Genomic DNA, 22740 nt, shown 5'->3' on the forward strand with positions numbered 1-22740 from the left:
ACTAAAATACTCACCATATAGCGTTTCTTTTATCGACAACCCCCTACATATAGTATTTATCCACAGAGTTAGTCACAACGGCCTTCTGTGGATAAACGGGGGATATTTTCTTTCACGGACAGGTAAAATCCACATGAATCAGAGTCTGCTGGTGACAAAGCGCGACGGGACCACCGAGCGCATCAATCTCGACAAAATCCATCGCGTACTGGATTGGGCGGCAGAAGGACTGAATAACGTTTCGATTTCCCAGGTAGAGCTGCGCTCGCATATCCAGTTCTATGACGGCATTAAAACCGCGGACATCCACGAAACCATTATTAAAGCCGCTGCGGACCTGATCTCCCGCGAGGCGCCGGATTACCAGTACCTCGCCGCGCGTCTGGCGATCTTCCACTTGCGTAAAAAAGCCTTCGGCCAGTTTGAGCCGCCGGCGCTTTACGATCACGTGGTGAAGATGGTCGAGAAGGGTAAATACGATCATCATCTGCTGGAAGACTACACGGAAGAAGAGTTCCAGCAGATGGACGGTTTCCTCGACCACTGGCGCGACATGAACTTCTCCTATGCTGCCGTGAAGCAGCTGGAAGGCAAGTATCTGGTACAGAACCGCGTCACCGGCGAAATTTATGAGAGCGCGCAGTTCCTTTATATTCTGGTGGCTGCCTGCCTGTTCTCTAACTACCCGCGCGAAACGCGTCTGGACTACATCAAGCGTTTCTACGACGCGGTGTCGACCTTTAAAATCTCGCTGCCGACGCCGATCATGTCCGGCGTGCGTACCCCGACCCGTCAGTTCAGCTCCTGCGTGCTGATCGAGTGCGGCGACAGCCTGGATTCCATCAACGCCACCTCCAGCGCGATTGTGAAATACGTTTCCCAGCGCGCCGGCATCGGCATCAACGCCGGCCGCATTCGCGCGCTGGGCAGCCCGATCCGCGGCGGCGAAGCCTTCCACACCGGCTGCATTCCGTTCTACAAACATTTCCAGACCGCGGTGAAGTCCTGCTCGCAGGGCGGCGTTCGCGGCGGCGCGGCGACCCTCTTCTACCCAATGTGGCATCTGGAAGTGGAAAGCCTGTTGGTGCTGAAAAACAACCGCGGTACCGACGCCAACCGCGTTCGTCACATGGACTACGGGGTGCAGATCAATAAGCTGATGTACACCCGTCTGCTGAAGGGCGGCGACATTACCCTGTTCAGCCCTTCCGACGTCCCGGGCCTGTATGACGCCTTCTTCGCCGATCAGGACGAGTTTGAGCGCCTGTACACCCAGTACGAGCAGGACGACAGCATTCGCAAGCAGCGCATTAAAGCGGTTGAACTGTTCTCGCTGATGATGCAGGAGCGCGCCTCCACCGGCCGCATCTACATCCAGAACGTCGACCACTGCAACACCCACAGCCCGTTCGATCCGGTGGTCGCCCCGGTGCGCCAGTCTAACCTGTGCCTGGAGATCGCTCTGCCGACTAAACCGCTGGAAGACGTCAACGACGAAAACGGCGAAATCGCGCTGTGCACCCTGTCGGCCTTCAACCTCGGGGCTATCGACAGCCTCGACGAGCTGGAAGAGCTGGCGGTGCTGGCGGTGCGTGCCCTGGACGCGCTGCTCGACTATCAGGATTACCCCATCCCGGCCGCCAAACGCGGCGCAATGGGCCGCCGTACGCTGGGCATCGGCGTGATCAACTTCGCTTACTATCTGGCGAAGCATGGCAAACGCTACTCCGACGGCAGCGCCAACAACCTGACCCACAAAACGTTCGAAGCGATTCAGTACTACCTGCTGAAGGCCTCCAACGAGCTGGCTATCGAACAGGGCGCCTGCCCGTGGTTCAACGAAACCACCTATGCGCAGGGTATCCTGCCGATCGATACCTACAAAAAAGACCTGGACGGCATCGTCAGCGAATCCCTGCACTACGACTGGGAAGCGCTTCGCGAGTCCATTAAAACCCACGGCCTGCGCAACTCTACACTCTCCGCGCTGATGCCGTCCGAGACCTCGTCGCAGATCTCCAACGCCACCAATGGCATCGAGCCGCCGCGCGGTCACGTGAGTATCAAAGCCTCGAAGGATGGGATCCTGCGCCAGGTGGTGCCGGACTACGAAAACCTGCAGAACGCCTACGAGCTGCTGTGGGAAATGCCGAACAACGACGGCTACCTGCAGCTGGTGGGTATCATGCAGAAGTTTATCGACCAGTCGATCTCTGCGAATACCAACTACGATCCGACGCGCTTCCCTTCCGGAAAAGTGCCGATGCAGCAGTTGCTGAAAGACCTGCTCAACGCCTATAAATTCGGCGTCAAAACGCTGTACTATCACAACACCCGTGATGGCGCTGAAGACGCTCAGGATGACCTGGCCCCGTCCATTCAGGACGACGGCTGCGAAAGCGGCGCTTGTAAGATCTAAGGTATTTTTGCCGGGTGGCGCTACGCTTACCCGGCCTACGATTTTGTAGGCCCGGCCAACCCATTCCCGCCGGGCAATACAGTTCAACAGGACTCACTTCAATGGCATACACCACTTTTTCACAGACGAAAAACGATCAGTTGCTTGAGCCAATGTTTTTTGGCCAGCCGGTTAACGTGGCCCGCTACGATCAGCAAAAATACGACATCTTTGAAAAGCTGATTGAAAAGCAGCTCTCCTTCTTCTGGCGCCCGGAAGAGGTTGACGTTTCCCGCGATCGCATCGACTACCAGGCGCTGCCGGAACATGAAAAACACATTTTCATCAGCAACCTGAAGTACCAGACGCTGCTCGACTCCATCCAGGGCCGCAGCCCGAACGTTGCTCTGCTGCCGCTGATCTCCATCCCGGAGCTGGAGACCTGGGTGGAAACCTGGGCCTTCTCTGAGACCATTCACTCGCGCTCGTACACCCATATCATCCGCAACATCGTCAACGATCCGGCGACCGTGTTCGACGATATCGTCACCAACGAGCAGATCCAGAAGCGTGCCGAGGGGATCTCCCACTATTACGATTCGCTGATCGAGATGACCAGCTACTGGCACCTGCTGGGCGAAGGCACCCACACCGTCAACGGCAAGACCGTGACCGTCAATCTGCGCGAGCTGAAAAAGAAACTCTATCTGTGCCTGATGAGCGTTAACGCCCTGGAAGCGATCCGCTTCTACGTCAGCTTCGCCTGCTCCTTCGCTTTCGCCGAGCGCAAACTGATGGAAGGCAACGCCAAAATTATCCGCCTGATCGCCCGCGATGAAGCGCTGCACCTGACCGGCACTCAGCATATGCTGAACCTGCTGCGCTCCGGCAGCGACGATCCGGAAATGGCGGAAATCGCCGAAGAGTGCAAACAGGAGTGCTATGATCTGTTCGTGCTGGCGGCCCAGCAGGAGAAAGAGTGGGCGGACTACCTGTTCCGCGACGGCTCGATGATTGGCCTGAACAAAGATATTCTCTGCCAGTACGTCGAGTACATCACCAATATCCGCATGCAGGCGGTGGGCCTTGATCTGCCGTTCCAGACCCGCTCCAACCCGATCCCGTGGATCAACACCTGGCTGGTCTCCGACAACGTTCAGGTGGCGCCGCAGGAAGTAGAGGTCAGCTCTTACCTGGTCGGCCAGATCGACTCTGAAGTCGATGCCGACGATCTGAGCAACTTCCAGCTGTAATGAAGCGGATCTTCTTGAAAATCTCTGACACTCGCCTTGAGTGTCAGGATGAACACCCTTCCCTGTTGGCTGCTCTTGAATCGCATAATATCGACGTCGAGTATCAATGCCGCGCAGGCTATTGCGGCTCCTGCCGCACCCGTCTGGTCTCCGGCCAGGTTGACTGGCTGACCGAGCCGCTGGCCTTTATCCAGCCGGGCGAGATTTTGCCCTGCTGCTGCCGGGCGAAAGGCGATATTGAGATCGAGATGTAGTCTTGTCAGGTGGCGCTACGCTTACCTGACCTACTGTTCCAGGACCGGCCGTTTACGCACTGCCGCCCTGGGCTGCTGAAACTGCCGGTGTTGACGGCCTCAAAATCGCTGAGACGTTCCCGGAAGGCCGGGGCAGCCCGCATGGATGCGGGCTGAGGGCCGTGTTTTGCATGGACGCTGCCTCGGCCCGATCCGAAGCCTGCAGGGATAAGTCGAAGGGACCGCGCAGCGGCGATTTTGCTGGCCGGAGCCCGGGGGTACAGGGGGAGGCGGCGACTGGCCTCCCCCTGTGCGCTCCCTGCGCTATGAAAGGCATAACGCAGAAGAAATATCGGGAGCGCCATCTTCCAGGAAATATCATAGAACAAACGTTATTCCCGGGTCGAAATCGTTGCACGCCGAGAACCGTGTCAACAAAACCGCAGTTCGTACGCCGGGTAAGGCGCAACCGCCACCCGGCTTTTTAGCGTTTAGCGTCCAGGAACTGCACCGCTTTATCCGGGAAATCGGTAAACAAGCCGTCGACGCCCGCCTGGTTATACAGCAGGTCATAGAGCTGATTAACGTTAGTCGCGTACTCCGGCAACTGATCCGCGCGCACGGTGTACGGATGCACCTGCAGATGGCTGGCGTGCGCCTCTTTCACCATCGCCGTCAACTTCACCGCCCCCGGCTTTGAGCCTTCCGCCACCAGCATATGGTAATCCGGACCAATGCCGTCGGCGTATTGTGCAATCTGCGCCATGGCCCCCGGCTTGAACATCCAGTCATAGCTGTAGTTCACCCATTGGCCATCGGCCTGTTTCTGCTGGGTTTCATTCCAGTCGGTATAGGCGATGAGCTGCACCAGATTAAGATCCATGCCCATCTTCGGCTCCAGTTCATTTTTAATGCGCTTCAGCTCGTTGGCGTCAAAGCACTGCAGATAGACCTTATCCTGCTTGCTGGTATAGCCATATTCTTTCAGCACTTTCAGGGTGCTGGCAGCAATATCTTTGCCTTCCTGATGGTGGAACCACGGCGCTTTGATTTCCGGGTAAATACCGATGTTTTTGCCGGTGGAATGATTCAGCCCCTGGACAAACTCAATCTCCTCTTCAAAGGTATGAATGCGGAAATCGGATTTGCCCATCGGGAAACGCCCGGGGTAGGTTTGCACGTTCTTGCCATCTTTCGGCTCAAAGCCTTCGGTAAACTTCAGCGACTTAATCTCGGCCAGGGTAAAGTCGATGGCGTAGAAACGGCCATCTTGACGCGCCCGCTGCGGGAAGCGCTGAGCGACGTCGGTCACCCGGTCGAGATAATGGTCGTGCAACACCACCAGCCGGTCGTCTTTGGTCATCACCAGGTCTTGCTCAAGGTAATCCGCCCCCTGCGCGTAGGCCATCGCTTTCGCCGGCAGGGTATGTTCGGGCAGATAACCGCTGGCGCCCCGGTGGGCGATAACCATTTTATCCGCCGCTGTCGCGCTGAAGCACAGCGCCGAACTGGCCAACATCATGCCGCTCATTAGCGTGGTGAGTTTCATGTTCATCGCCGCTCCTTAGGCTTGTTTCAGCTGTTGATGATGACGGCGTTCACCGAGCATCACGATAACCAGCAGGACGACCGCCAGCACACTGCCGCCGATCATTACCATAAAGCCGCCGTCCCAGCCGAAGAAATCGACGGTGTAGCCGACGATGGCGCTCGCGGCCACGGAGCCGCCGAGATAACCGAACAGACCGGTGAAGCCTGCGGCGGTGCCGGCAGCTTTCTTCGGCGCCAGCTCCAGCGCATGCAGACCAATCAGCATCACCGGGCCGTAGATCAGGAAGCCGATAATAATCATACAGGCCATATCCACGCCCGGGTTACCCGCCGGGTTCAGCCAGTACACGATGGTAGCGATGGTCACCAGGGTCATAAAGAACACGCCGGTGGCGCCGCGGTTGCCTTTAAACACCTTATCCGACATCCAGCCGCACAGCAGGGTGCCCGGGATCCCCGCGTACTCGTACAGGAAGTAGGCCCAGGAGGATTTATCCAGCGCGAAGTGCTTCACCTCTTTCAGGTAGGTCGGCGACCAGTCGAGAATGCCGTAGCGCAGCAGATAAACGAAGACGTTGGCGACCGCGATGTACCACAGCAGCTTGTTCGGCAGAATGTACTGCATAAAGATCTGCTTCGCCGTCAGCTCTTGTTCATGCTCTTCGCTGTAATCGTCCGGGTAGTCATTTTTATATTCTTCGATTGGCGGCAGGCCGCAGGATTGCGGAGTATCGCGCATCATCGCAAAGGCGAAAATCGCCAGCAGGATAGCGGCGAACGCCGGCATATAGAGCGCCGCGTGCCAGTCGTTAAACCAGGCCATACCCAACAGGAACAACAGCGGCGGGATCCCGCCGCCGACGTTATGCGCGCAGTTCCACACTGAAACAATTCCGCCACGCTCTTTCTGCGACCACCAGTGGACCATGGTACGGCCGCACGGCGGCCAGCCCATCCCCTGGAACCAGCCGCAGAGGAACAGCAGCACGAACATGATCATGATGCTCGAGGTGGCCCACGGTACGAAGCCCATCACCAGCATCACCAGCGCGGCGAGGATCAGCCCCGCCGGCAGGAAAATGCGCGGATTCGAACGGTCAGAGACCGATCCCATGATGAATTTCGAAAATCCGTAGGCAATGGAGATGCCGGAAAGGGCGAAACCGAGGTCGCCGCGGGAGAAACCCTGCTCGATAAGATAGGGCATCGCCAGGGCAAAGTTCTTACGAACCAGATAGTAAGCGGCATAACCAAAGAAGATGCCGATAAAAATCTGCCAGCGTAACCGACGATAGAGCGGGTCGATCTCCGCGGCTGGCAAACGCGCTTTATGCGCGGCGGGTTTAAAAATACTTAACATATCAGCCTCCGTGGCCCTTGCTGTTTTTTACTAACGTCACGACAACAATCCCAGATTAATCACTAACTTCGAATCTGGCCGCGATGGTAGGCAATACGTAGAGCTGATACTGTGAAACATCGCACAATTTGTTACAGAAATATGACAAAAGGTTCCAATGTGAGCACGAAATCACATAACACGCTCAAATAACGCGCGAATGTGCTCGAAATCAAACAATAACCTTATAGACTGTGGCTAAATGGTGTTAAACGAAAGCAAAGGAGCTGAAGATGACGGGACGTCTGGATAGCGAGGTTATTATCATCGGCGGCGGAGCAACCGGCGCCGGTATCGCCCGCGATTGCGCCCGGCGCGGATTACGCACACTGCTCATTGAGCGTCATGATATCGCCACCGGGGCCACCGGCCGTAATCATGGGCTGCTGCACAGCGGCGCCCGCTATGCGGTGACCGACAACGAATCCGCCCGCGAATGCATCAGTGAGAACCGCATCCTGCGCCGCATCGCCCGTCACTGTATCGAACCAGCCGGCGGTCTGTTCATAACCCTGCCTGAAGACGATCTGGCATATCAGCAGGCCTTTATCGCCGCCTGCCAGCAGGCTGGCATAGAGGCCACGCCGCTCTCTGCGCAGGAGGCGCTGCGCCGCGAGCCCGCCGTCAACCCGGCGCTGCTGGGGGCGGTGCAGGTTCCGGACGGCACCATTGACCCGTTTCGCCTCACCGCGGCCAATATGCTCGACGCCCGCGAACACGGCGCGCAGATCCTCACCGGCTGCGAAGTCACTGGCCTGCTGCGCCAGGGCGATCGCGTCTGCGGCGTCCAGGTATACGACAGTCAGCTTCACCAGGCCCGCACGCTGTACGCCGGGGTAGTGGTTAATGCCGCCGGGATCTGGGGGCAGCGCATTGCGGAATATGCCGACCTGTGCATCACCATGTTCCCGGCGAAGGGATCGCTGTTGATCCTCGACCACCGGATTAACAACCTGGTGATCAACCGCTGCCGTAAGCCGGCCGATGCCGATATTCTGGTGCCCGGGGATACCATCTCGCTGATCGGCACCACCTCGATGCATATTCCTTATGACGAAATTGACGACAACCGGGTTACGACCGCGGAAGTCGATACCCTGCTGCGCGAAGGCGAAAAGCTGGCGCCGGTCATGGGCCGCACCCGGATCCTCCGCGCCTACTCCGGCGTCCGCCCGCTGGTGGCCAGCGACAACGATCCCAGCGGACGCAGCGTCAGCCGCGGCATCGTCCTGCTCGACCATGCTCAGCGTGACGGCATGGAAGGCTTCATTACCATCACCGGCGGCAAGCTGATGACCTATCGCCTGATGGCCGAGTGGGCCACCGACGCCGTCTGTCGTAAGCTGGGCAACACCACCCCCTGTACCACGGCCGAGAGCCCGCTGCCCGGCTCACAGGAGCCGACGGAAAGCACCCTGCGAAAAATTATCTCCCTGCCTGGCCCGCTGCGCGGCTCTGCCGTCTACCGCCATGGCGATCGCACTCCGGCCTGGCTTGGCGACAGCCGCCAGCACCGTAGCCTGGTCTGCGAATGCGAAGCCGTCACCGCTGGTGAAGTGAAATACGCGGTGGAAAATCTGGCGGTCAACACCCTGCTCGACCTGCGCCGCCGTACCCGGATTGGCATGGGGACCTGCCAGGGGGAACTCTGCGCCTGCCGCGCCGCCGGGCTGCTGCAGCGCTTTAACGTCACCACCCCCGCGCAGTCGTTGGCCCAGCTGTCGGCGTTTCTCAATGAACGCTGGAAGGGCGTGCAGCCCATCGCCTGGGGCGACGCGCTGCGCGAAAGCGAATTCACCCGCTGGGTCTACCTCGGCCTGTGCGGACTGCCACAGGAGCATCAGGATGAAATTTGACTGCGCGATTATCGGCGGCGGACTGGCCGGTCTGCTGTGCGGCCTGACGCTGAATCAGTCCGGCCTGCGCAGCGTTATCATCAGCCGCGGGCAAAGCGCGCTGCATTTTTCCTCCGCGTCGTTAGATCTGCTCTCGGCGCTGCCGAACGGCGATAACGTCACTGACCTCGCGCAAGGTCTGCAGCAGCTCGCTGAACTGCTTCCTGAGCACCCTTATTCCCGGCTCGGTGCCGGGGCGGTGCTCGAATACGCTAAACAGACTGAAGCCCTGCTGACCACCTGCGGGGCGGTGATGCAGGGCGACGCGCACCACCCGCACCGGCGAGTAACGCCGCTGGGGACGCTGCGCGCGGCGTGGCTATCGCCGCAGGAGGTTCCTGTCGCGCCACTCCCCCGACAAGGGGTCTGCCTGGTGGGGATCAGCGGCTTTGCCGATTTTCAGCCGCATCTCGCCGCCGCCGCGCTCGGGCAAACCGGCGTTACCGCCGTGGCGGCGGAAATCGAGTTACCGCTGCTGGATGTGTTGCGTGACAACCCCACCGAATTTCGCGCCGCCAATATCGCCCGCCTCCTCGACGATGAACACCACTGGCCTGCCCTGCACGCGGCGCTGCTGCCCCTGGCGCAGCAGCATGAGCTGCTGATCATGCCCGCCTGCTTTGGTCTCGCCGACGATCGCCTGTACCACTGGCTGCAGGCGCGCCTGCCCTGCCCGCTGCGTCTGCTGCCGACGCTGCCGCCTTCGGTTCCCGGGATGCGCCTGCACAGTCTGCTGCAGCGGCAGTTTATTCGCGGCGGCGGCACCTGGCTTGCCGGCGATGAAGTGGTGAACATCAGCCATCGACAGGGCGCCGTCGAGGCCGTCTGGACGCGAAATCACGGCGATATTGCGCTGCGTCCGCGTTTTACCGTGCTGGCCAGCGGCAGCTTTTTCAGCAACGGTCTTGTCGCCACGCGGGAGAGCGTGCGCGAACCCATTCTTGGTCTCGATCTGCAACAGACCCTGCCGCGCGACGACTGGTACCAGCGGGACTTCTTTGCCTCCCAGCCGTGGCAGCGCTTCGGGGTGAAAACCGATGCCCTGCTGCATCCCCTGCTGGGCGGGCAGCCGTTCAGCAATCTGTTCGCCATCGGTTCGCTGCTCGGCGGGTTCGATGCCATTCAGCTCGGCTGCGGCGGCGGGGTCTGTGCCGTCACCGCGCTGCACGCCGCCAGACAGATCCACGCTCTTGCCGGAGGCCGGCCATGAACGATACCCGTTTTGAAAGCTGCATTAAGTGCACGGTCTGTACCACCACCTGTCCGGTAAGCCGGGTCAATCCGCGCTATCCCGGGCCGAAACAGGCGGGGCCGGATGGCGAACGCCTCCGCCTGAAGGATGGCGCGCTGTACGATGAGGCGCTCAAGTACTGCATCAACTGCAAGCGCTGTGAGGTGGCCTGCCCGTCGGATGTGAAAATTGGCGATATCATTCAACGCGCCCGGGCACAGTACGGCCAGCAAAAGCCGACCCTGCGCGACGCCATCCTCAGCCATACCGACCTGATGGGCACCCTTTCCACCCCCTTTGCCCCACTGGTTAATGTCACCACCGGCTTAAAACCGGTACGCCGCCTGCTCGACGCAGCGCTCCATATCGATCATCGCCGCACGCTGCCGAAATATGGCTTCGGTACCTTCCGCCGCGCTTACCGCCAGCTCGCGGCCCACCAGACGCAGTACCCTGAGCAGGTGGCCTTCTTTCATGGTTGCTACGTCAACTATAACCACCCGCAGCTGGGCAAGGACCTGATTCGCGTCGTCAATACGCTGGGCACCGGCGTGCAGTTGTTATCAAGGGAAAAATGCTGCGGCGTGCCGCTGATCGCCAACGGCTTTTTTGACAAAGCGCGTAAGCAGGCGCTGAGCAACGTCGCCGCGATGCGGGAAAACGCGCTGCCGATCATTGCCACCTCTTCGACCTGCACCTTTACCCTGCGCGATGAATACCCTCACCTCCTGGATGTTGACAACAGCGACCTCCGCGACCGGGTGGAACTGGCCACTCGCTGGATCTGGAAACAACTGGATAGTGGCAAAACGCTGCCGCTGCGCCGGCTGCCGCTGAAGGTGGTCTATCACACCCCGTGCCATATGGAGAAAATGGGCTGGTCGCTGTATACCCTCGAACTGCTACGGCTGATCCCCGGCCTGCAGCTGGAGGTGCTGGATTCCCAGTGCTGCGGCATCGCCGGCACCTACGGGTTTAAGACTGAGAATTACGCGGTATCCCAGGCTATCGGCGCCCCGCTGTTCCGTCAGATTGAGGAGAGCGGAGCCGACATCGTCGTCACCGACTGCGAGACCTGCAAATGGCAGATAGAAATGTCCACCAGCAAACGCTGCGAACATCCGCTGACGGTGCTGGCGCAGGCGCTCGCCTGAGTCCGGCGCCAGCCTGCGCCGTCAATAGCTCGCTTTCCCCTGCGGCTGAGCGCTGGCGGATTTAAACATCGCCAGCCGGCGGTCCAGCGCCTCGGTGTAGAGCATGGTATCGACCCCGACGGCGACGAAATTGGCCCCCCAGGCGAGACATTTTTCCGCCATCGCCGGGTCGACCGCCAGAAATCCGGCCGCTTTACCCGCCGCACGAATGCGCCGGATGCTCTGCTCAATCACCCGCTGCACGTCAGGATGGCCGGCATCGTCCGGGTGCCCCAGCGAAGCGGAGAGATCCGCCGGACCGATAAATACGCCGTCAATGCCCTCCACCTCGAGGATAGCGTCCAGATTTTCCAGCGCGGTTCGGCTCTCTACCTGAATCAGCAGACAGAGCTCGTCATTCGCCTCCGCCATATAATTCTCCACTCTTCCCCAGCGTGCCGCCCGGGCCACGCCGGCGCCCACGCCGCGGCTACCGACGGGGGGATAACGGGTTGCCGAGACGACTTCCCGCGCCTGCTCGGCGGTATCGACCATCGGCACCAGCAACGTTCTGGCGCCAATATCCAGCACCTGTTTTATCAGGCTGCGGCTGCCCTCCACCGGTCGGATCACCGGCTGACTGGCATAGGGAGCGATGGCCTGGAGCTGATGATAAAGGTCCTGAATGGTGTTCGGGGCATGCTCGCCGTCGATCAGCAGCCAGTCATATCCTGAGGTGGCGGCAATCTCCGCCATATAGGAGGAGGTCGAGCTCAGCCACAGGCCAATTTGCGTCTCACCGCGTAATAATCCACGTTTGAAGGGGTTAGATAACAGTGCGTTCATAGCGATTCCTTTAATCAATGCTGTACGCTGCCGCGCTGAGGAACCGCGCGGGTGAGGCTTAATGAGAAGATGATGATCACCCCGACGATGGCCACGCCGGCCAGGGTTAACAGTCCGGCGGCGCTGCTGGCGAACAGCGTTTCGGCCTGCACGCGAACGATTGGCGCCAGAAAGCCGCCGATGGCGCCAAACAGGTTAACGAAACCAATCCCGGCGGCCAGCGCCGTGCCGGAGAGCAGCTGCGTCGGCATCGTCCAGAAGACCGGCTGCACGGCAATCACCCCAACCGCCGCCACGCACAGCGCGATGATAGCCAGCACCGGCGCCACCAGCCCGGAAACCGCAATCCCGACCGCTGCCGCCAGCAGCGTCAGCGCGGCAATATTGCGCCGCTCGCCGGTGCGATCGGAGTAGCGAGGGATAAGCCAGGTGCCGAACAGCGCCGCCACCCATGGGATAGCCGTCACCACCGACGCAATGAAGCCGACTTTGGTGCCCAACAGCGCGGCGACCTGAGTAGGCAGGAAGAAAATCAGGCCATAGACCGCCACCTGAATGGTCATGTAAATCAGCGCCAGCTGCCAGACCCGCCCGTTACGCAGCGCATCGGACAGGCGCGAGGTGACCTTTTTCTCCTCCTCTCGCGCCAGCTCGCCGATCAGCGCCTGTTTCTCCGCAGCGCTCAGGAAGCGGGCATGCTGCGGCGAATCGTCCAGCCAGAAGAAGGTGAACGCTCCCGCGGCGACAGCAAGCAGGCCTTCAATCACAAACATCCAGAACCAGCCGGGATGGCCCATAAACCCATGCATCTCCAGCAGTGCGCCGGATAAAGGCGAACCGAGCGTCAGCGCCAGCGGCGCCCCCATATAAAAAAGCCCCATAATGCTGGCGCGGTTTTGCTGGGGAAACCACTGTGAAGTGAGGTAGATCATGCCGGGGAAGAAGCCCGCCTCCGCCGCGCCCAGCAGGGTGCGTACCAGCAGGAATTTCGCTTCCGTATCCGCCCACGCCATCGCCGCCGACAGCACGCCCCACAGCAGCGTGGTGCAGCCGATCCATTTTCTGGCGCCGAATTTGCGCATCAGCAGGTTGGCAGGTACCCCGAGAAAGGCATAGACCACAAAGAAAATCCCCGCCCCCAGCGCATAGGCTTCGTTGCTGAGGCCCGTATCCAGCTGGTAGGTCTCTTTGGCGAAACCGATATTCGAACGGTCAAGAAACGCCAGCACGTACAGCGCCAGCATAAAGGGGATTAAGCGGGCGCGGTTTTTCTTCACCACGCTCTCCAGCAGTGTGTTGCTCATCATAATATCCTCAGGCGTGGGCCGCCGGGCGGCCCGGGGGATCAGTGTTGATAAGGACGTTTCAGGTTGCAGTCGCGATTGAGTTCGACGCCAAAACCGGGTTTATCCAGTACCGATTTATGAATGCGCCCCCTCTCAGGCACCGGCTCGCCGAGCAGGATCGGGTCGAACTGCGGACGCAGCGTGGCGCAGTCCGGACTGGTCATCAGAAACTCGCTGAACGGCGTGTTGGTGAAGGTGATCACCGCATGATGTGAGTACACCGACGAGCCGTGCGGCACCACCAGCTGCCCGCGCGCTTTAGCAATAGCCGCTATCTCCACCAGCGTGGTTAAGCCGCCGCACCAGCCGACGTCGGGCTGCATAATATCAATCCCGGTCTCCGACAGGGTGCGGAAGGACTGCAGGGTGCCGTGGTGCTCGCCGCTGGTCACCATCATCCCGGCGGGCGCCTGGCGCTTCAGCTCGCGATAGCCTTCATACTGCTGCGGCGGCAGGCACTCCTCGATCCACTTGAGGTTGTAAGGGGCGCAGGCATGGGCAAGTTTGGTGGCATAGTTAACGTCCTGGCTCATCCAGCAGTCCAGCATTAACCAGAAATCCGGGCCGCATTTTTCGCGCATGTCCGCCACCATGGCGACGTCTTTGCGGATCCCGGCGTCGCCATCGTGCGGCCCCCAGTGGGTGGGCATTTTGCCGCCGATAAAGCCCATCTCCTGCGCCAGATCCGGACGAGCGCCGGTAGCATAGAACTGGATTTCGTCACGCACCGCTCCGCCCAGCAGTTTGTAGACCGGCAGGCCAACCACTTTCCCGAACAGATCCCACAGCGCGAGGTCGACACAGGAGATAGTGTTCATCACCAGACCGCCGGATCCTGCGTAGTAGAGGGTGGCGTTGAGCATCTGGTCATGGATCAGTTTGATATCGCTGACGCATTTGCCTTCGATAAAGCGGTTGAGATGTTTTTCGACGATAAAGCAGCCCATCTCTCCGGCCGTCGACACGGCAAAGCCGGTCTGCCCGTTGTCAGCCTCCACTTCCACAATCAGCGTGCCCAGCACGTTGATGCCAAACGACTGGCGGGACTGCTCATACTGTTTATATTTGCTCATCGGGGTAGCGATATGATCGTCAATCCAGTGGTTAGCCCCCTGATCGTGGTAATCGCCGCCGCCGGCGCCCTGCTCTGCCGTGGCGCCGCCGGTAAACCAGGCACGGACATGTTTAATTTTCGGTAGGGTCATGGTGTTCTCCTTATGATGAGGCGAGTTGTTCGAAGGGGCTTTTCCACCCCAGCAGTCGTGAAATATCTTTCGCGCAGGCAATCGCCTTACCTGCCAGATAATCGCGATTGTCTTCATTGATTTGCAGACGGGTGCCCACCACCGAGATGGCGGCGGTCAGGTCGTTATTGGCGTTAAACACCGGCGCGGCCACGCAGCGCACATCCGGGTAGTCCTCGCCATTATCAAAGCTCCAGCCCCGGGCGCGGATCCGCCCCAGCTCCTCCCGCAGCTGTTGAGCATTGCTGATGGTCGTTGGCGTAGCCCGCTCCCACTGCAGGTCTTCGATAATCGACGCCTGAACGCTGGCGGGCTGCCAGGCCAGCAAACATTTGCCGATCCCGGAGCGATAAAGCGACAGGCTCTTACCTTCGTGCGAACGCACGCTAATGGTGGCGGGAGACTCAATTTTCAGAATGTAGTAGGCGTTACCGTGATCGATAATGCCCAGATGGCAGAGCAGGCCGCACTCATCCATCAGCCGGGTCAGGCGTGGCCGCGCCAGCTCGCGCAGGTCCATTTTGCTTAGCGCCTGCCCGGCCAGCTCCACCAGTTTGGTCCACAGGCAGTAGTTATCCTGATTATCCATACTGATGAAGCGCTGCTTTTTCAGCTCGCCCAGCAGCAGATAAACCGTGCTTTTCGGGATCCCCAGCTCCGCTATTATCGTCGCCGCGCTGCAGGGTCCGATGCGGCCAATTAAATTGAGGATCTCAATCGCGCGGGTCAGCGCCGGGACTTTCGTTGATTCCAACATACTGGACTCCAATCCTGAATACTGGAATCAGTGTTGCGGTTGTCCGGGCGGTAAAGTGTGAGCGACATCGCGGGGCAATCGCTTTCCCGTATGCTGGACCGTTCGCAGCGGAAAATTGCGACTTAACGCACAGAATTTTTTCAGGAGAGTACAACAGGCTGGACAACCGGCGCCCGGGAGAAGCCCGTGCGCCGGGAAACGACTTACAGCGAGAGGGAATCCACCACGTTAATCCAGCCATGTTCGCTGGCCAGCGGTTGGCCATTCAGCCAGCGACGCAGCAGGTTTAATGCCATCATGGCGCAGACTTCCTGGCGTACCGCCAGGCTGTGGCGGGTGACGCTGAACTTCACCCGCAGCGCGAGGGTGCCGTCCGGGGTGGCCAGGGCCACGTTAAGATGATCGTTCTCCTGGCCGCTCACCGCCAGGGCCAGGCCGGCAAAATGGTTTATGCGCCGCTCGGCCGCCCAGCGGGCCGCCTGCGCCAGCGTCTCCTCCTGCGCCGGGACCACTTCGCTGGCCAGCAGCGGCGCGCCGGCGCGGGACAGCTGGAGCGCCAGCAGACCGCCGGTAAACTGCTCGCTGAGCGTCAGGCTCAGCTGCCGCTCCTGCAGGCAGCGTGCAATCTGCGCCGGTAACCCTTCTGTGCCTTCGAAAATCAGGCTGTCGCCAGCCACTTTACGCACTTCCGGCCACAGAGCCAGCATGGCGTCACGCTGCTCAGCCGGTCCGGTCAGCTTCAGCTCAATGATCGGCATCGACGAGCGGTAGCCCATCACGACGCCAGGCGGTAACGTCAGCGGATTGAGGCTTTGCGCCAGCTCGCTCTCCGAGCGGCCAAAGGTGGTCAGACGCAGGCATACCGGCGGCTCCGGCAGCGTAAAGCGCTGGCGCAGACGCGGTAAAATCTCCTGCTCGACCATCACTTTAAATTCAGAGGGTACGCCGGGGGTGAAAAACATCAGGCAGCGATTGAGCTGGATGGCAAAGCCACAGGCCGTGCCCACCGGGTTATTGATCATCTCGGCGCTGGCGGGGATTTCCGCCTGCTTACGGTTGCTTTCCGCCATCGGCCGCCCACGTTCGGCAAAGAAGCGGGTCATGGTATCCAGCCACTCCGGATGCAAAATAAGCCCTTCGCCTTTCGCGGTGGCCGCGGCCAGCGCGCTCAGGTCGTCGCTGGTGGGGCCGAGGCCGCCATTGACGATTAGCACATCCGCCTGTTCGCTGCGTTCGCGCAGAATCGCCACCAGCGCATCGAGATCGTCGCCGACGGTATGACGGCGCGTTAACGGTAAACCCTGATTAAAAAAGAAATCCGCCAGCCATGCTGCATTGGTGTCAACGATTTGACCATGCAACACTTCATCGCCAGTGGACAGCATTTCCACATTCAACATTGCTCACTCCTTGCCTGCCAGGTGGCAAATACTATAACGCAAAGCGGGAGGCTGACGAGGAGGAAAATCTGGCGCGGCAAGAAGAGACCGCGCCGGAGGAGATTAGAAGCTGGCGCTGGCGCCGATGTACGGGCCGTCGGCGATGGTGTTATCGCGGTTGCCATCTTTACCCGCCAGGTTCAGATAGCGATAGCCCGCCTGGATGCTGAGCGGACGCATAATGGTCCAGCTGGCGCCGACGTTGGCTTCCTGATAGCTGTCAATACCGCTGGAGAGGGAATCTGGAGAATAGTAGTAGTCGCCATACAGACGGAAGCTGTCGCCGATTTTCCACTGCAGGCCGCCGCCGACCGCGGCCGCATAGCCTTCATCACCCTGTTTCGGGTTGGTGTATACCCCTTTACCGCCCACGGTCGCGAGGAACGGCCCCAGCGGAATATTCAGGCCCAGGCCTAAACCCGCGGCGTCGCCGTCGTTATCGCTGTGCAACCAGTTACCCGAAACAGCCAGACCGGTGGACTCGGTGCCGAAGCCGACCCCAAGGTTGGTGTAATGCTCGCCTGCTTCGCCGGTAACGCTGATCGCATGGGCCGCCGAAGAAACCAGCATGACGCCAGCCAGCGCCATAAAAATGCTTTTTTTCATTATTTACTCTATCCAGAAAATTAAAATCAAAGAAGTCCCGAAAAAACTCGAAAATTCTACTGCGCACTCGTCAGGAATCAATGACCTGGCGAAATGATTTTTCACAAGAGTGTAACCAGTTGCGTCTTTTTACAGCAATACCGCCGCGCATTTGCGAAAGAATGTAAATTTCACCGCATTCATATTCAGTGGAATTATATTTAATTAGGTTGTATTGGTTAAATAAATCTATATTTACCTGCGCAGTCGCCGTCGCGCAGGCTGTTTGAAGGAAGCAGAAAAATTAATGGGCGAGCAGGGCCAGGCGCTCCGGCGCAAGCCCCGTCAGCTTCGCCACCAGCGCCAGATCAAGCCCGTTTTCCAGCATCGCCTTGGCAATACGTTGCGCAGCCAATTGTTCTCCCTGTTCAAGACCTTGCTGCAGGCCCTGCTCAAGGCCCTGCTGATGGCCGCGTTGTTCCAGAAACTGGGCAATGTTCATTAGCGTCTCCTTATGCAGCCGTCTGGGGACATTTTGCGCAAGATTACGTAAAAAGGCGACCGGATCGGCGGCATTTCCTGCCTGCAATAAATAGTGAAGCAGCGTCCTGAGCTGTCTGCGGCTAGTGTATCCCAGCGCCAACAGGCTGGCTAGTTGCTCCTGCAGTTCCATCATATCGCGCTGCCGGATATGCTTTTGCAGCAACTCAAGCATCGCGACCCGTCGGTGCTGCATTATTGTATCGTCAGGAAGCACCGTGATATCGATTAAGTGAAAATCCTGATTGTATACTTGCCGCGCGGTTTGCGGATGAGCAAATCCTTCCAGCCAGCACATGGGATACGGCCAGGGCGAGACTTGCCCATGATAAAAAAGCAGCGGGATCACCAATGGCAGTTGCGTATGTCCTTTATCCAGATGGCGCTGCATCGCTGCTATCGCATAACGCATCAGGCGAAATGCCATATGACGGTCCGCAGAGCTTTGATGTTCGATAAGCAGATAGATATATCCGTCCCCCGCCTGGGTTTGCAGCGAGTAAAGAATATCGGAATGGCTGGCGCGCAGGTCTTCATCGATAAAACTTCCGGACTCCAACTGCAGCGTTTGCAGATTGCATAATTCTCGCAAATGTTCAGGAAGGTGAATGTCCAGAAAATCCCGCGCCGTCGCCCGATGCGACAGTAGGTGTTTAAACACGGCGTCATGTGGGGAATGGGTGGTCCTTTCCATGGTGGCTCTCCATACGATAATTTTCGCTTAACTTATCACTCTGTAAAGCCAGCGCCGTATTTCCCTTGCGGTTTGCCGAGGCGCCTCGCAAACTGTTTCCTCGATACCCGGCCCGACTTACTGCGAAGGAGAAAAATCATGCGTCAAAGGACGATTGTTTGCCCGCTAATCCAAAATGATGGCCATTACCTGTTGTGCAAGATGGCTGCCGACCGCGGGGTTTTTCCCGGACAGTGGGCGCTGGCCGGCGGCGGCGTGAAGCCAGGGGAACGTATCGAAGAGGCGCTGCGACGCGAAGTCCGCGAGGAGCTTGGCGAAAAACTGCAGTTGACCCGTATCACGCCATGGAGCTTCCGCGACGATACCCGCGTGAAAACCTATCCCGACGGGCGCCAGGAAACGATCTATATGATCTATCTGATCTTCGACTGCGTCAGCGCCAATCGTGACGTGACGATCAACGAGGAGTTTGACGATTACGCCTGGGTGAAAGCGGATGAGCTTAAAAACTACGATCTCAACGCCGCTACCCGCCTCACCCTGAGCATGAAGGGGCTACTCTGACGCCACGGTCGGCAGGCGCAGCGTCGCCTTCAGTCCGCCCAGGCTTTCGCTGCGCGAAAGCTGCAGGTGGCTACGATGCAGACGCGCGATATCGTTTACCAGCGCCAGCCCCAGCCCGGCGCCGGGTATCGCGCCCGCGTTATCGAGGCGGCGAAACGGCATCAGCGCCTGGTGTACCTGCTGGTCGTCAATTCCCGGGCCGCTGTCTTCCACGCTGAGCAGCACGGCGTCGCCGTCGCGATGCAGGCTAAGCGTGACCGTACCATATTCCGGGGTATAGCGAATGGCATTGTCGAGCAGGTTAGCGCACAGTTCCCCCAGCAGAACGCTATCGCCTGCCACCTGTACCGCCGACTGCTCGCCCTCATAGCCAAGATCGATATGTTTGCTCCGCGCTTGCGCAATACGCGAAAAGCAGCTGTTGCGCACAATTTCCGGCAAGTTAATCACCGCAAACGCCTGCTCCCGCTGTTTTACCGTCGCCAGCTGCAGCAACCGCTCCGTTAACAAGACCGTATCGTCCAGCGTGGCGCGCATCGCCTGCAGGCTTTCGCGCCACAATTGCGGATCGTCGCTGGCCAGCGCAACCGAAGCCTGCGTTTTCAGCACCGCCAGCGGGGTTTTCAGCTGATGGGACGCATCGGCGCTGAAGCGCTCCTGGCGGGAGATCATCACCCGCAGGCGGTCGATATAGCGGTTGAACGCGACAATCAGCAGCCGCGTTTCTGACCAGGGCAGCAGCTCCGGCAGCGGCGTCAGCAGGCCGGGTTCACGGCGCACCATCAGCGCGGAGAGCTGGCGCATGGGCCGCAGCACGCGGCGCAGCAGCCAGGCTGCCAGCACCAGCGTCAACAGGACCAGTAACCCCTGCGACACCCAGGATGAGAAGAGTAATTGTCCAGCCAGCCAGCGGCGGGACTGCAGCGTTTCGGCAATATAGATCTCCGCCATGCCCACGATGCCCCCTTCGTTGATGGGCTGCAGCAGGCGCGCCACGCGAATTGCCTGACCGCGATATTCGGTATGATAAAACCATGCCAGCGCCGGATAGAGCTGAGTTCGCGAGGTGGAGGGCGGCATCGCGGGCAGATCGTCATAGCCGGAAATGACCTTCCCCTGCGGGTCAAGCACCTTGTAATAGAGGCGATCGTTCATGTTGAGCTCGAAGCTGTCCAGCACCACCCAGGGCACATTCACCTCCAGTTGCCCTCCGCGCACCACCAGCCGCTCGGCCACCGTCCGCGCCGACGACAGCAGGGTACGATCGTAGGCTTGCGTCGCCGCCTGCAGCGCGCTGACGTAGCTATTAAACGCGGAGAGTCCCCACAGCAGAACCAGCGGCAGGCCGAGAAACAGCAATAGTTGGGCATAGAGCGATTGCGGCTTACCCCATCTCATGGCGCTCGCACTCAAGCAGATAGCCTAACCCGCGCAGGGTGGTTATACGCACATTGCTCGCCTGAAGTTTCTTGCGCAGACGGTGAATATAGAGTTCGATGCTTTCCGGACTGACGTCGTCGCTGAGACTGAACACCTGTTCGAATAACTGCTGGCGCGAAACCGGGCGGGTGCGGCGAAACATCAGCACCTTCAATAACGCCAGCTCACGCGGCGTCAAAGACAGCATCTGGCCACGGAGTAAAAAATAGCCTTCGTCACAATACGCCAGCTCACCAAGCTGCTGCACCTCATGCACCTGCCCTTCGCTGCGCCGGAGCAGCGCCCGCAGGCGGGCGTCAAGCTCTTCCAGCTCAAAGGGCTTGGGTAAATAGTCATCCGCGCCGGCATTTAAACCTTTCACCCGGTCCGCTACCGCGCTGCGGGCGGTCAGCAACAGCACCGGCAGAGTCTGCCCGCGCTTGCGCAGCCGCTGGACCACTTCAAGGCCATCGTACCCCGGCATACCGATATCCAGCACCGCCAGCGCATATTGCTCGCTTTGCAGCAGATGGTCGGCTGCACGCCCGTCAGCGACGCAATCCACGGCAAAACCGCCCTGCACCAGCGCTTTTTCCAGCCAGTGAGCCAGCTCACGGTTATCCTCGGCTAATAAGAGACGCATATCACATCCTGTAACGTTGCTGCCGCATTGAAAGGGAAATGAAAGGTAACTGTTTTAACAATCATGCAACCGAATCGCCATATGTCGGTTCACATAATCAAAAAAACCTGCCCTGTACCTGCTGAGGAAGCCTATGAAAACGCCATTTCTCCGTCATCTGAGCGCCATCGCGCTGTGCCTCTGTACCACATCCGCCTTCGCCGCAGAGGCCCCGTCCCGCACCGAATGTATCGCGCCTGCTAAACCGGGCGGCGGCTTTGACCTGACCTGTAAGTTGATTCAGGTGAGCCTGATGGAAACCGGCGCCATCGAAAAACCGATGCGCGTCACCTATATGCCCGGCGGCGTGGGCGCGGTGGCCTACAACGCCATTGTCGCCCAGCGCCCGGCAGAGCCGGGGACCGTCGTCGCCTTCTCCGGCGGCTCGCTGCTAAACCTGTCGCAGGGTAAATTCGGCCGTTACAGCGTCGATGACGTGCGCTGGCTGGCGAGCGTCGGCACCGACTACGGCATGATCGCCGTGCGCGCCGATTCGCCATGGAAAGATCTGAAATCGTTTATGACCGCGATGGAGAAAAACCCCTCCAGTATCGTGATTGGCGCCGGGGCTTCCATCGGCAGTCAGGACTGGATGAAAGCGGCGCTGCTGGCGCAAAAAGCCAACGTCGACCCGCATAAAATGCGCTATGTCGCCTTTGAAGGCGGCGGCGAGCCGGTGACCGCGCTGCTCGGTAACCATGTGCAAGCAGTCTCCGGCGATCTCAGCGAGATGGTGCCCTATCTGCAGGGTAATAAAATCCGCGTGCTGGCGGTCTTCTCCAGTGAACGGCTGCCGGGCGCGCTCGCCGATGTCCCCACTGCAAAAGAGCAGGGCTACGACCTGGTCTGGCCGATTATTCGCGGTTTCTTTATGGGCCCGAAAGTCAGCGACGCCGAATACCAGTGGTGGGTCGATGAATTCACTAAACTGCAGCAAACCGAAGCGTTCAAAAAGCAACGTGAACTGCGCGGCCTGTTTGAATTCAATATGAACGGCAAGGCGCTCGATACCTACGTTAAGCAGCAGGTCAGCGACTACCGCGAACAGGCGAAAGCCTTTGGCCTGGCAAAATAAACCGCGGAGGCGCTCATGAGCGATCGTATTTTTGCCGGAGTATGGCTGTTGTTATGTACTGGCGGTCTGTTTATCGCCTGGCAGATCCATAGCGAATACTCCTATGAACCCGTCGGCCCGCGCCCCTTCCCGCTCGGGATCATCGGCCTGATGCTGCTGTGCTCGGCGTTAATGCTGCTGCGTCGCCCGGACGCCGTCGAGTGGCCGGGACGGCATGTGCTGCAGCGTCTGCTGACCATGGTCGTGGTGCTGGTGGTGTACGCCTGGGGGTTTGAATGGCTCGGTTTTCCGTTGGCCACCGCGCTGCTGACGGCGATCATTGGTCTGCTGTTCGGCGCGACGCTGCCGGCGGCGGGCATTGCCGGCGTCGCGATGGGCGTGTCGTTATGGTACGCCTTCGACACCCTGCTCGATGTCACCCTGCCCCTCGGCATCTGGTTTAATTAACGGAGGCGT

The 22740-nt window shown here is 59.5% G+C and carries 20 protein-coding genes; 9 read left to right on the plus strand and 11 right to left on the minus strand.

Translation table 11 applies throughout. The features are described from left to right. Window positions 1-133: 133 nt before the first annotated feature. From nrdA to yfaE, 3 genes are all read left to right on the plus strand, one after another. Window positions 134-2419 carry a class 1a ribonucleoside-diphosphate reductase subunit alpha gene (gene nrdA, locus ACLEXF_RS08740; protein WP_004201691.1) on the plus strand — a complete coding sequence of 762 codons (2286 nt, stop codon included), beginning with the start codon at window positions 134-136 and terminating at the stop codon, window positions 2417-2419. 101 nt (window positions 2420-2520) lie between these two features. After that, window positions 2521-3651 carry a class Ia ribonucleoside-diphosphate reductase subunit beta gene (nrdB, locus tag ACLEXF_RS08745; RefSeq protein ID WP_004140835.1) on the plus strand — a complete coding sequence of 377 codons (1131 nt, stop codon included), beginning with the start codon at window positions 2521-2523 and terminating at the stop codon, window positions 3649-3651. Beyond that, window positions 3651-3905, plus strand: a complete 255-nt coding sequence (yfaE, locus tag ACLEXF_RS08750) for a class I ribonucleotide reductase maintenance protein YfaE (protein ID WP_004201692.1) — start codon at window positions 3651-3653, stop codon at window positions 3903-3905. The genes nrdB and yfaE overlap by 1 nt, the downstream gene beginning before the upstream one ends. 463 nt (window positions 3906-4368) lie before the next feature. On the opposite strand, the gene glpQ is transcribed toward yfaE, so the two are convergent. Next, on the minus strand, window positions 4369-5439 hold the full coding sequence (gene glpQ / locus ACLEXF_RS08755; protein WP_004201693.1) for a glycerophosphodiester phosphodiesterase: 1071 nt from the start codon (window positions 5437-5439) through the stop codon (window positions 4369-4371). A gap of 9 nt (window positions 5440-5448) precedes the next feature. Then, on the minus strand, window positions 5449-6795 hold the full coding sequence (gene glpT, locus ACLEXF_RS08760; RefSeq protein WP_004201695.1) for a glycerol-3-phosphate transporter: 1347 nt from the start codon (window positions 6793-6795) through the stop codon (window positions 5449-5451). 272 nt (window positions 6796-7067) lie between these two features. On the opposite strand from glpT, the gene glpA reads away from it, so the two are divergent. From glpA to glpC, 3 genes are read left to right on the plus strand one after another with little or no spacing between them, the layout of a single operon-like run. Continuing rightward, window positions 7068-8690, plus strand: a complete 1623-nt coding sequence (glpA, locus tag ACLEXF_RS08765; RefSeq protein ID WP_080841623.1) for an anaerobic glycerol-3-phosphate dehydrogenase subunit A — start codon at window positions 7068-7070, stop codon at window positions 8688-8690. Continuing rightward, on the plus strand, window positions 8680-9939 hold the full coding sequence (gene glpB / locus ACLEXF_RS08770) for a glycerol-3-phosphate dehydrogenase subunit GlpB (protein ID WP_131076372.1): 1260 nt from the start codon (window positions 8680-8682) through the stop codon (window positions 9937-9939). Before glpA ends, glpB begins: the two co-directional genes overlap by 11 nt. After that, window positions 9936-11114, plus strand: a complete 1179-nt coding sequence (gene glpC / locus ACLEXF_RS08775) for an anaerobic glycerol-3-phosphate dehydrogenase subunit GlpC (protein WP_131076371.1) — start codon at window positions 9936-9938, stop codon at window positions 11112-11114. The genes glpB and glpC overlap by 4 nt, the downstream gene beginning before the upstream one ends. Before the next feature lie 21 nt (window positions 11115-11135). On the opposite strand, the gene yfaU is transcribed toward glpC, so the two are convergent. The 7 genes from yfaU to ACLEXF_RS08810 all read right to left on the minus strand — a co-directional run bounded on the left by yfaU (window position 11136) and on the right by ACLEXF_RS08810 (window position 18544). After that, window positions 11136-11939, minus strand: a complete 804-nt coding sequence (yfaU, locus tag ACLEXF_RS08780; RefSeq protein WP_004201703.1) for a 2-keto-3-deoxy-L-rhamnonate aldolase — start codon at window positions 11937-11939, stop codon at window positions 11136-11138. A gap of 14 nt (window positions 11940-11953) precedes the next feature. Further along, window positions 11954-13243: an MFS transporter gene (locus ACLEXF_RS08785; RefSeq protein WP_004201705.1), complete on the minus strand. Its 1290-nt coding sequence runs from the start codon at window positions 13241-13243 to the stop codon at window positions 11954-11956. Between the two features lie 41 nt (window positions 13244-13284). After that, window positions 13285-14490: an L-rhamnonate dehydratase gene (rhmD, locus tag ACLEXF_RS08790; RefSeq protein WP_017899291.1), complete on the minus strand. Its 1206-nt coding sequence runs from the start codon at window positions 14488-14490 to the stop codon at window positions 13285-13287. Window positions 14491-14500: 10 nt separating this feature from the next. Further along, a complete protein-coding gene (locus ACLEXF_RS08795) occupies window positions 14501-15286 on the minus strand; it encodes an IclR family transcriptional regulator (protein ID WP_032456422.1) in 786 nt (261 codons plus the stop codon). Window positions 15287-15489: 203 nt separating this feature from the next. Then, window positions 15490-16686 carry a nicotinamide mononucleotide deamidase-related protein YfaY gene (locus ACLEXF_RS08800; protein ID WP_108433376.1) on the minus strand — a complete coding sequence of 399 codons (1197 nt, stop codon included), beginning with the start codon at window positions 16684-16686 and terminating at the stop codon, window positions 15490-15492. A gap of 102 nt (window positions 16687-16788) precedes the next feature. Then, on the minus strand, window positions 16789-17331 hold the full coding sequence (locus ACLEXF_RS08805) for a YfaZ family outer membrane protein (RefSeq protein WP_004201712.1): 543 nt from the start codon (window positions 17329-17331) through the stop codon (window positions 16789-16791). Between the two features lie 283 nt (window positions 17332-17614). Beyond that, a complete protein-coding gene (locus ACLEXF_RS08810; protein WP_101992189.1) occupies window positions 17615-18544 on the minus strand; it encodes an Rpn family recombination-promoting nuclease/putative transposase in 930 nt (309 codons plus the stop codon). Window positions 18545-18682: 138 nt separating this feature from the next. Here ACLEXF_RS08810 and nudI point away from each other — a divergent pair, with 138 nt between their 5' ends. Next, complete coding sequence (gene nudI, locus ACLEXF_RS08815; protein WP_048295238.1) at window positions 18683-19108, plus strand: nucleoside triphosphatase NudI; 426 nt, start codon at window positions 18683-18685, stop codon at window positions 19106-19108. Here the strand turns inward: nudI and ACLEXF_RS08820 are convergent. Then, window positions 19100-20506 (minus strand): HAMP domain-containing histidine kinase, encoded by a 1407-nt coding sequence (locus ACLEXF_RS08820; protein ID WP_004201716.1) that lies wholly within the window; start codon window positions 20504-20506, stop codon window positions 19100-19102. The two genes, nudI and ACLEXF_RS08820, sit on opposite strands and share 9 nt — an antisense overlap. Then, on the minus strand, window positions 20493-21170 hold the full coding sequence (gene tctD, locus ACLEXF_RS08825) for a transcriptional regulator TctD (protein WP_004201723.1): 678 nt from the start codon (window positions 21168-21170) through the stop codon (window positions 20493-20495). Before tctD ends, ACLEXF_RS08820 begins: the two co-directional genes overlap by 14 nt. A 133-nt stretch (window positions 21171-21303) precedes the next feature. On the opposite strand from tctD, the gene ACLEXF_RS08830 reads away from it, so the two are divergent. Continuing rightward, window positions 21304-22284 (plus strand): Bug family tripartite tricarboxylate transporter substrate binding protein, encoded by a 981-nt coding sequence (locus ACLEXF_RS08830; RefSeq protein WP_017899284.1) that lies wholly within the window; start codon window positions 21304-21306, stop codon window positions 22282-22284. Between the two features lie 15 nt (window positions 22285-22299). Continuing rightward, the gene (locus ACLEXF_RS08835; protein WP_004201725.1) at window positions 22300-22731 is read left to right on the plus strand and encodes a tripartite tricarboxylate transporter TctB family protein; all 432 of its coding nucleotides are present in this window, start codon (window positions 22300-22302) and stop codon (window positions 22729-22731) included. Window positions 22732-22740 lie beyond the last annotated feature (9 nt).

Origin of the sequence: Klebsiella pneumoniae complex sp. WS1778 (assembly GCF_049472055.1) — a bacterium.
Lineage (GTDB): Bacteria > Pseudomonadota > Gammaproteobacteria > Enterobacterales > Enterobacteriaceae > Klebsiella > Klebsiella quasipneumoniae.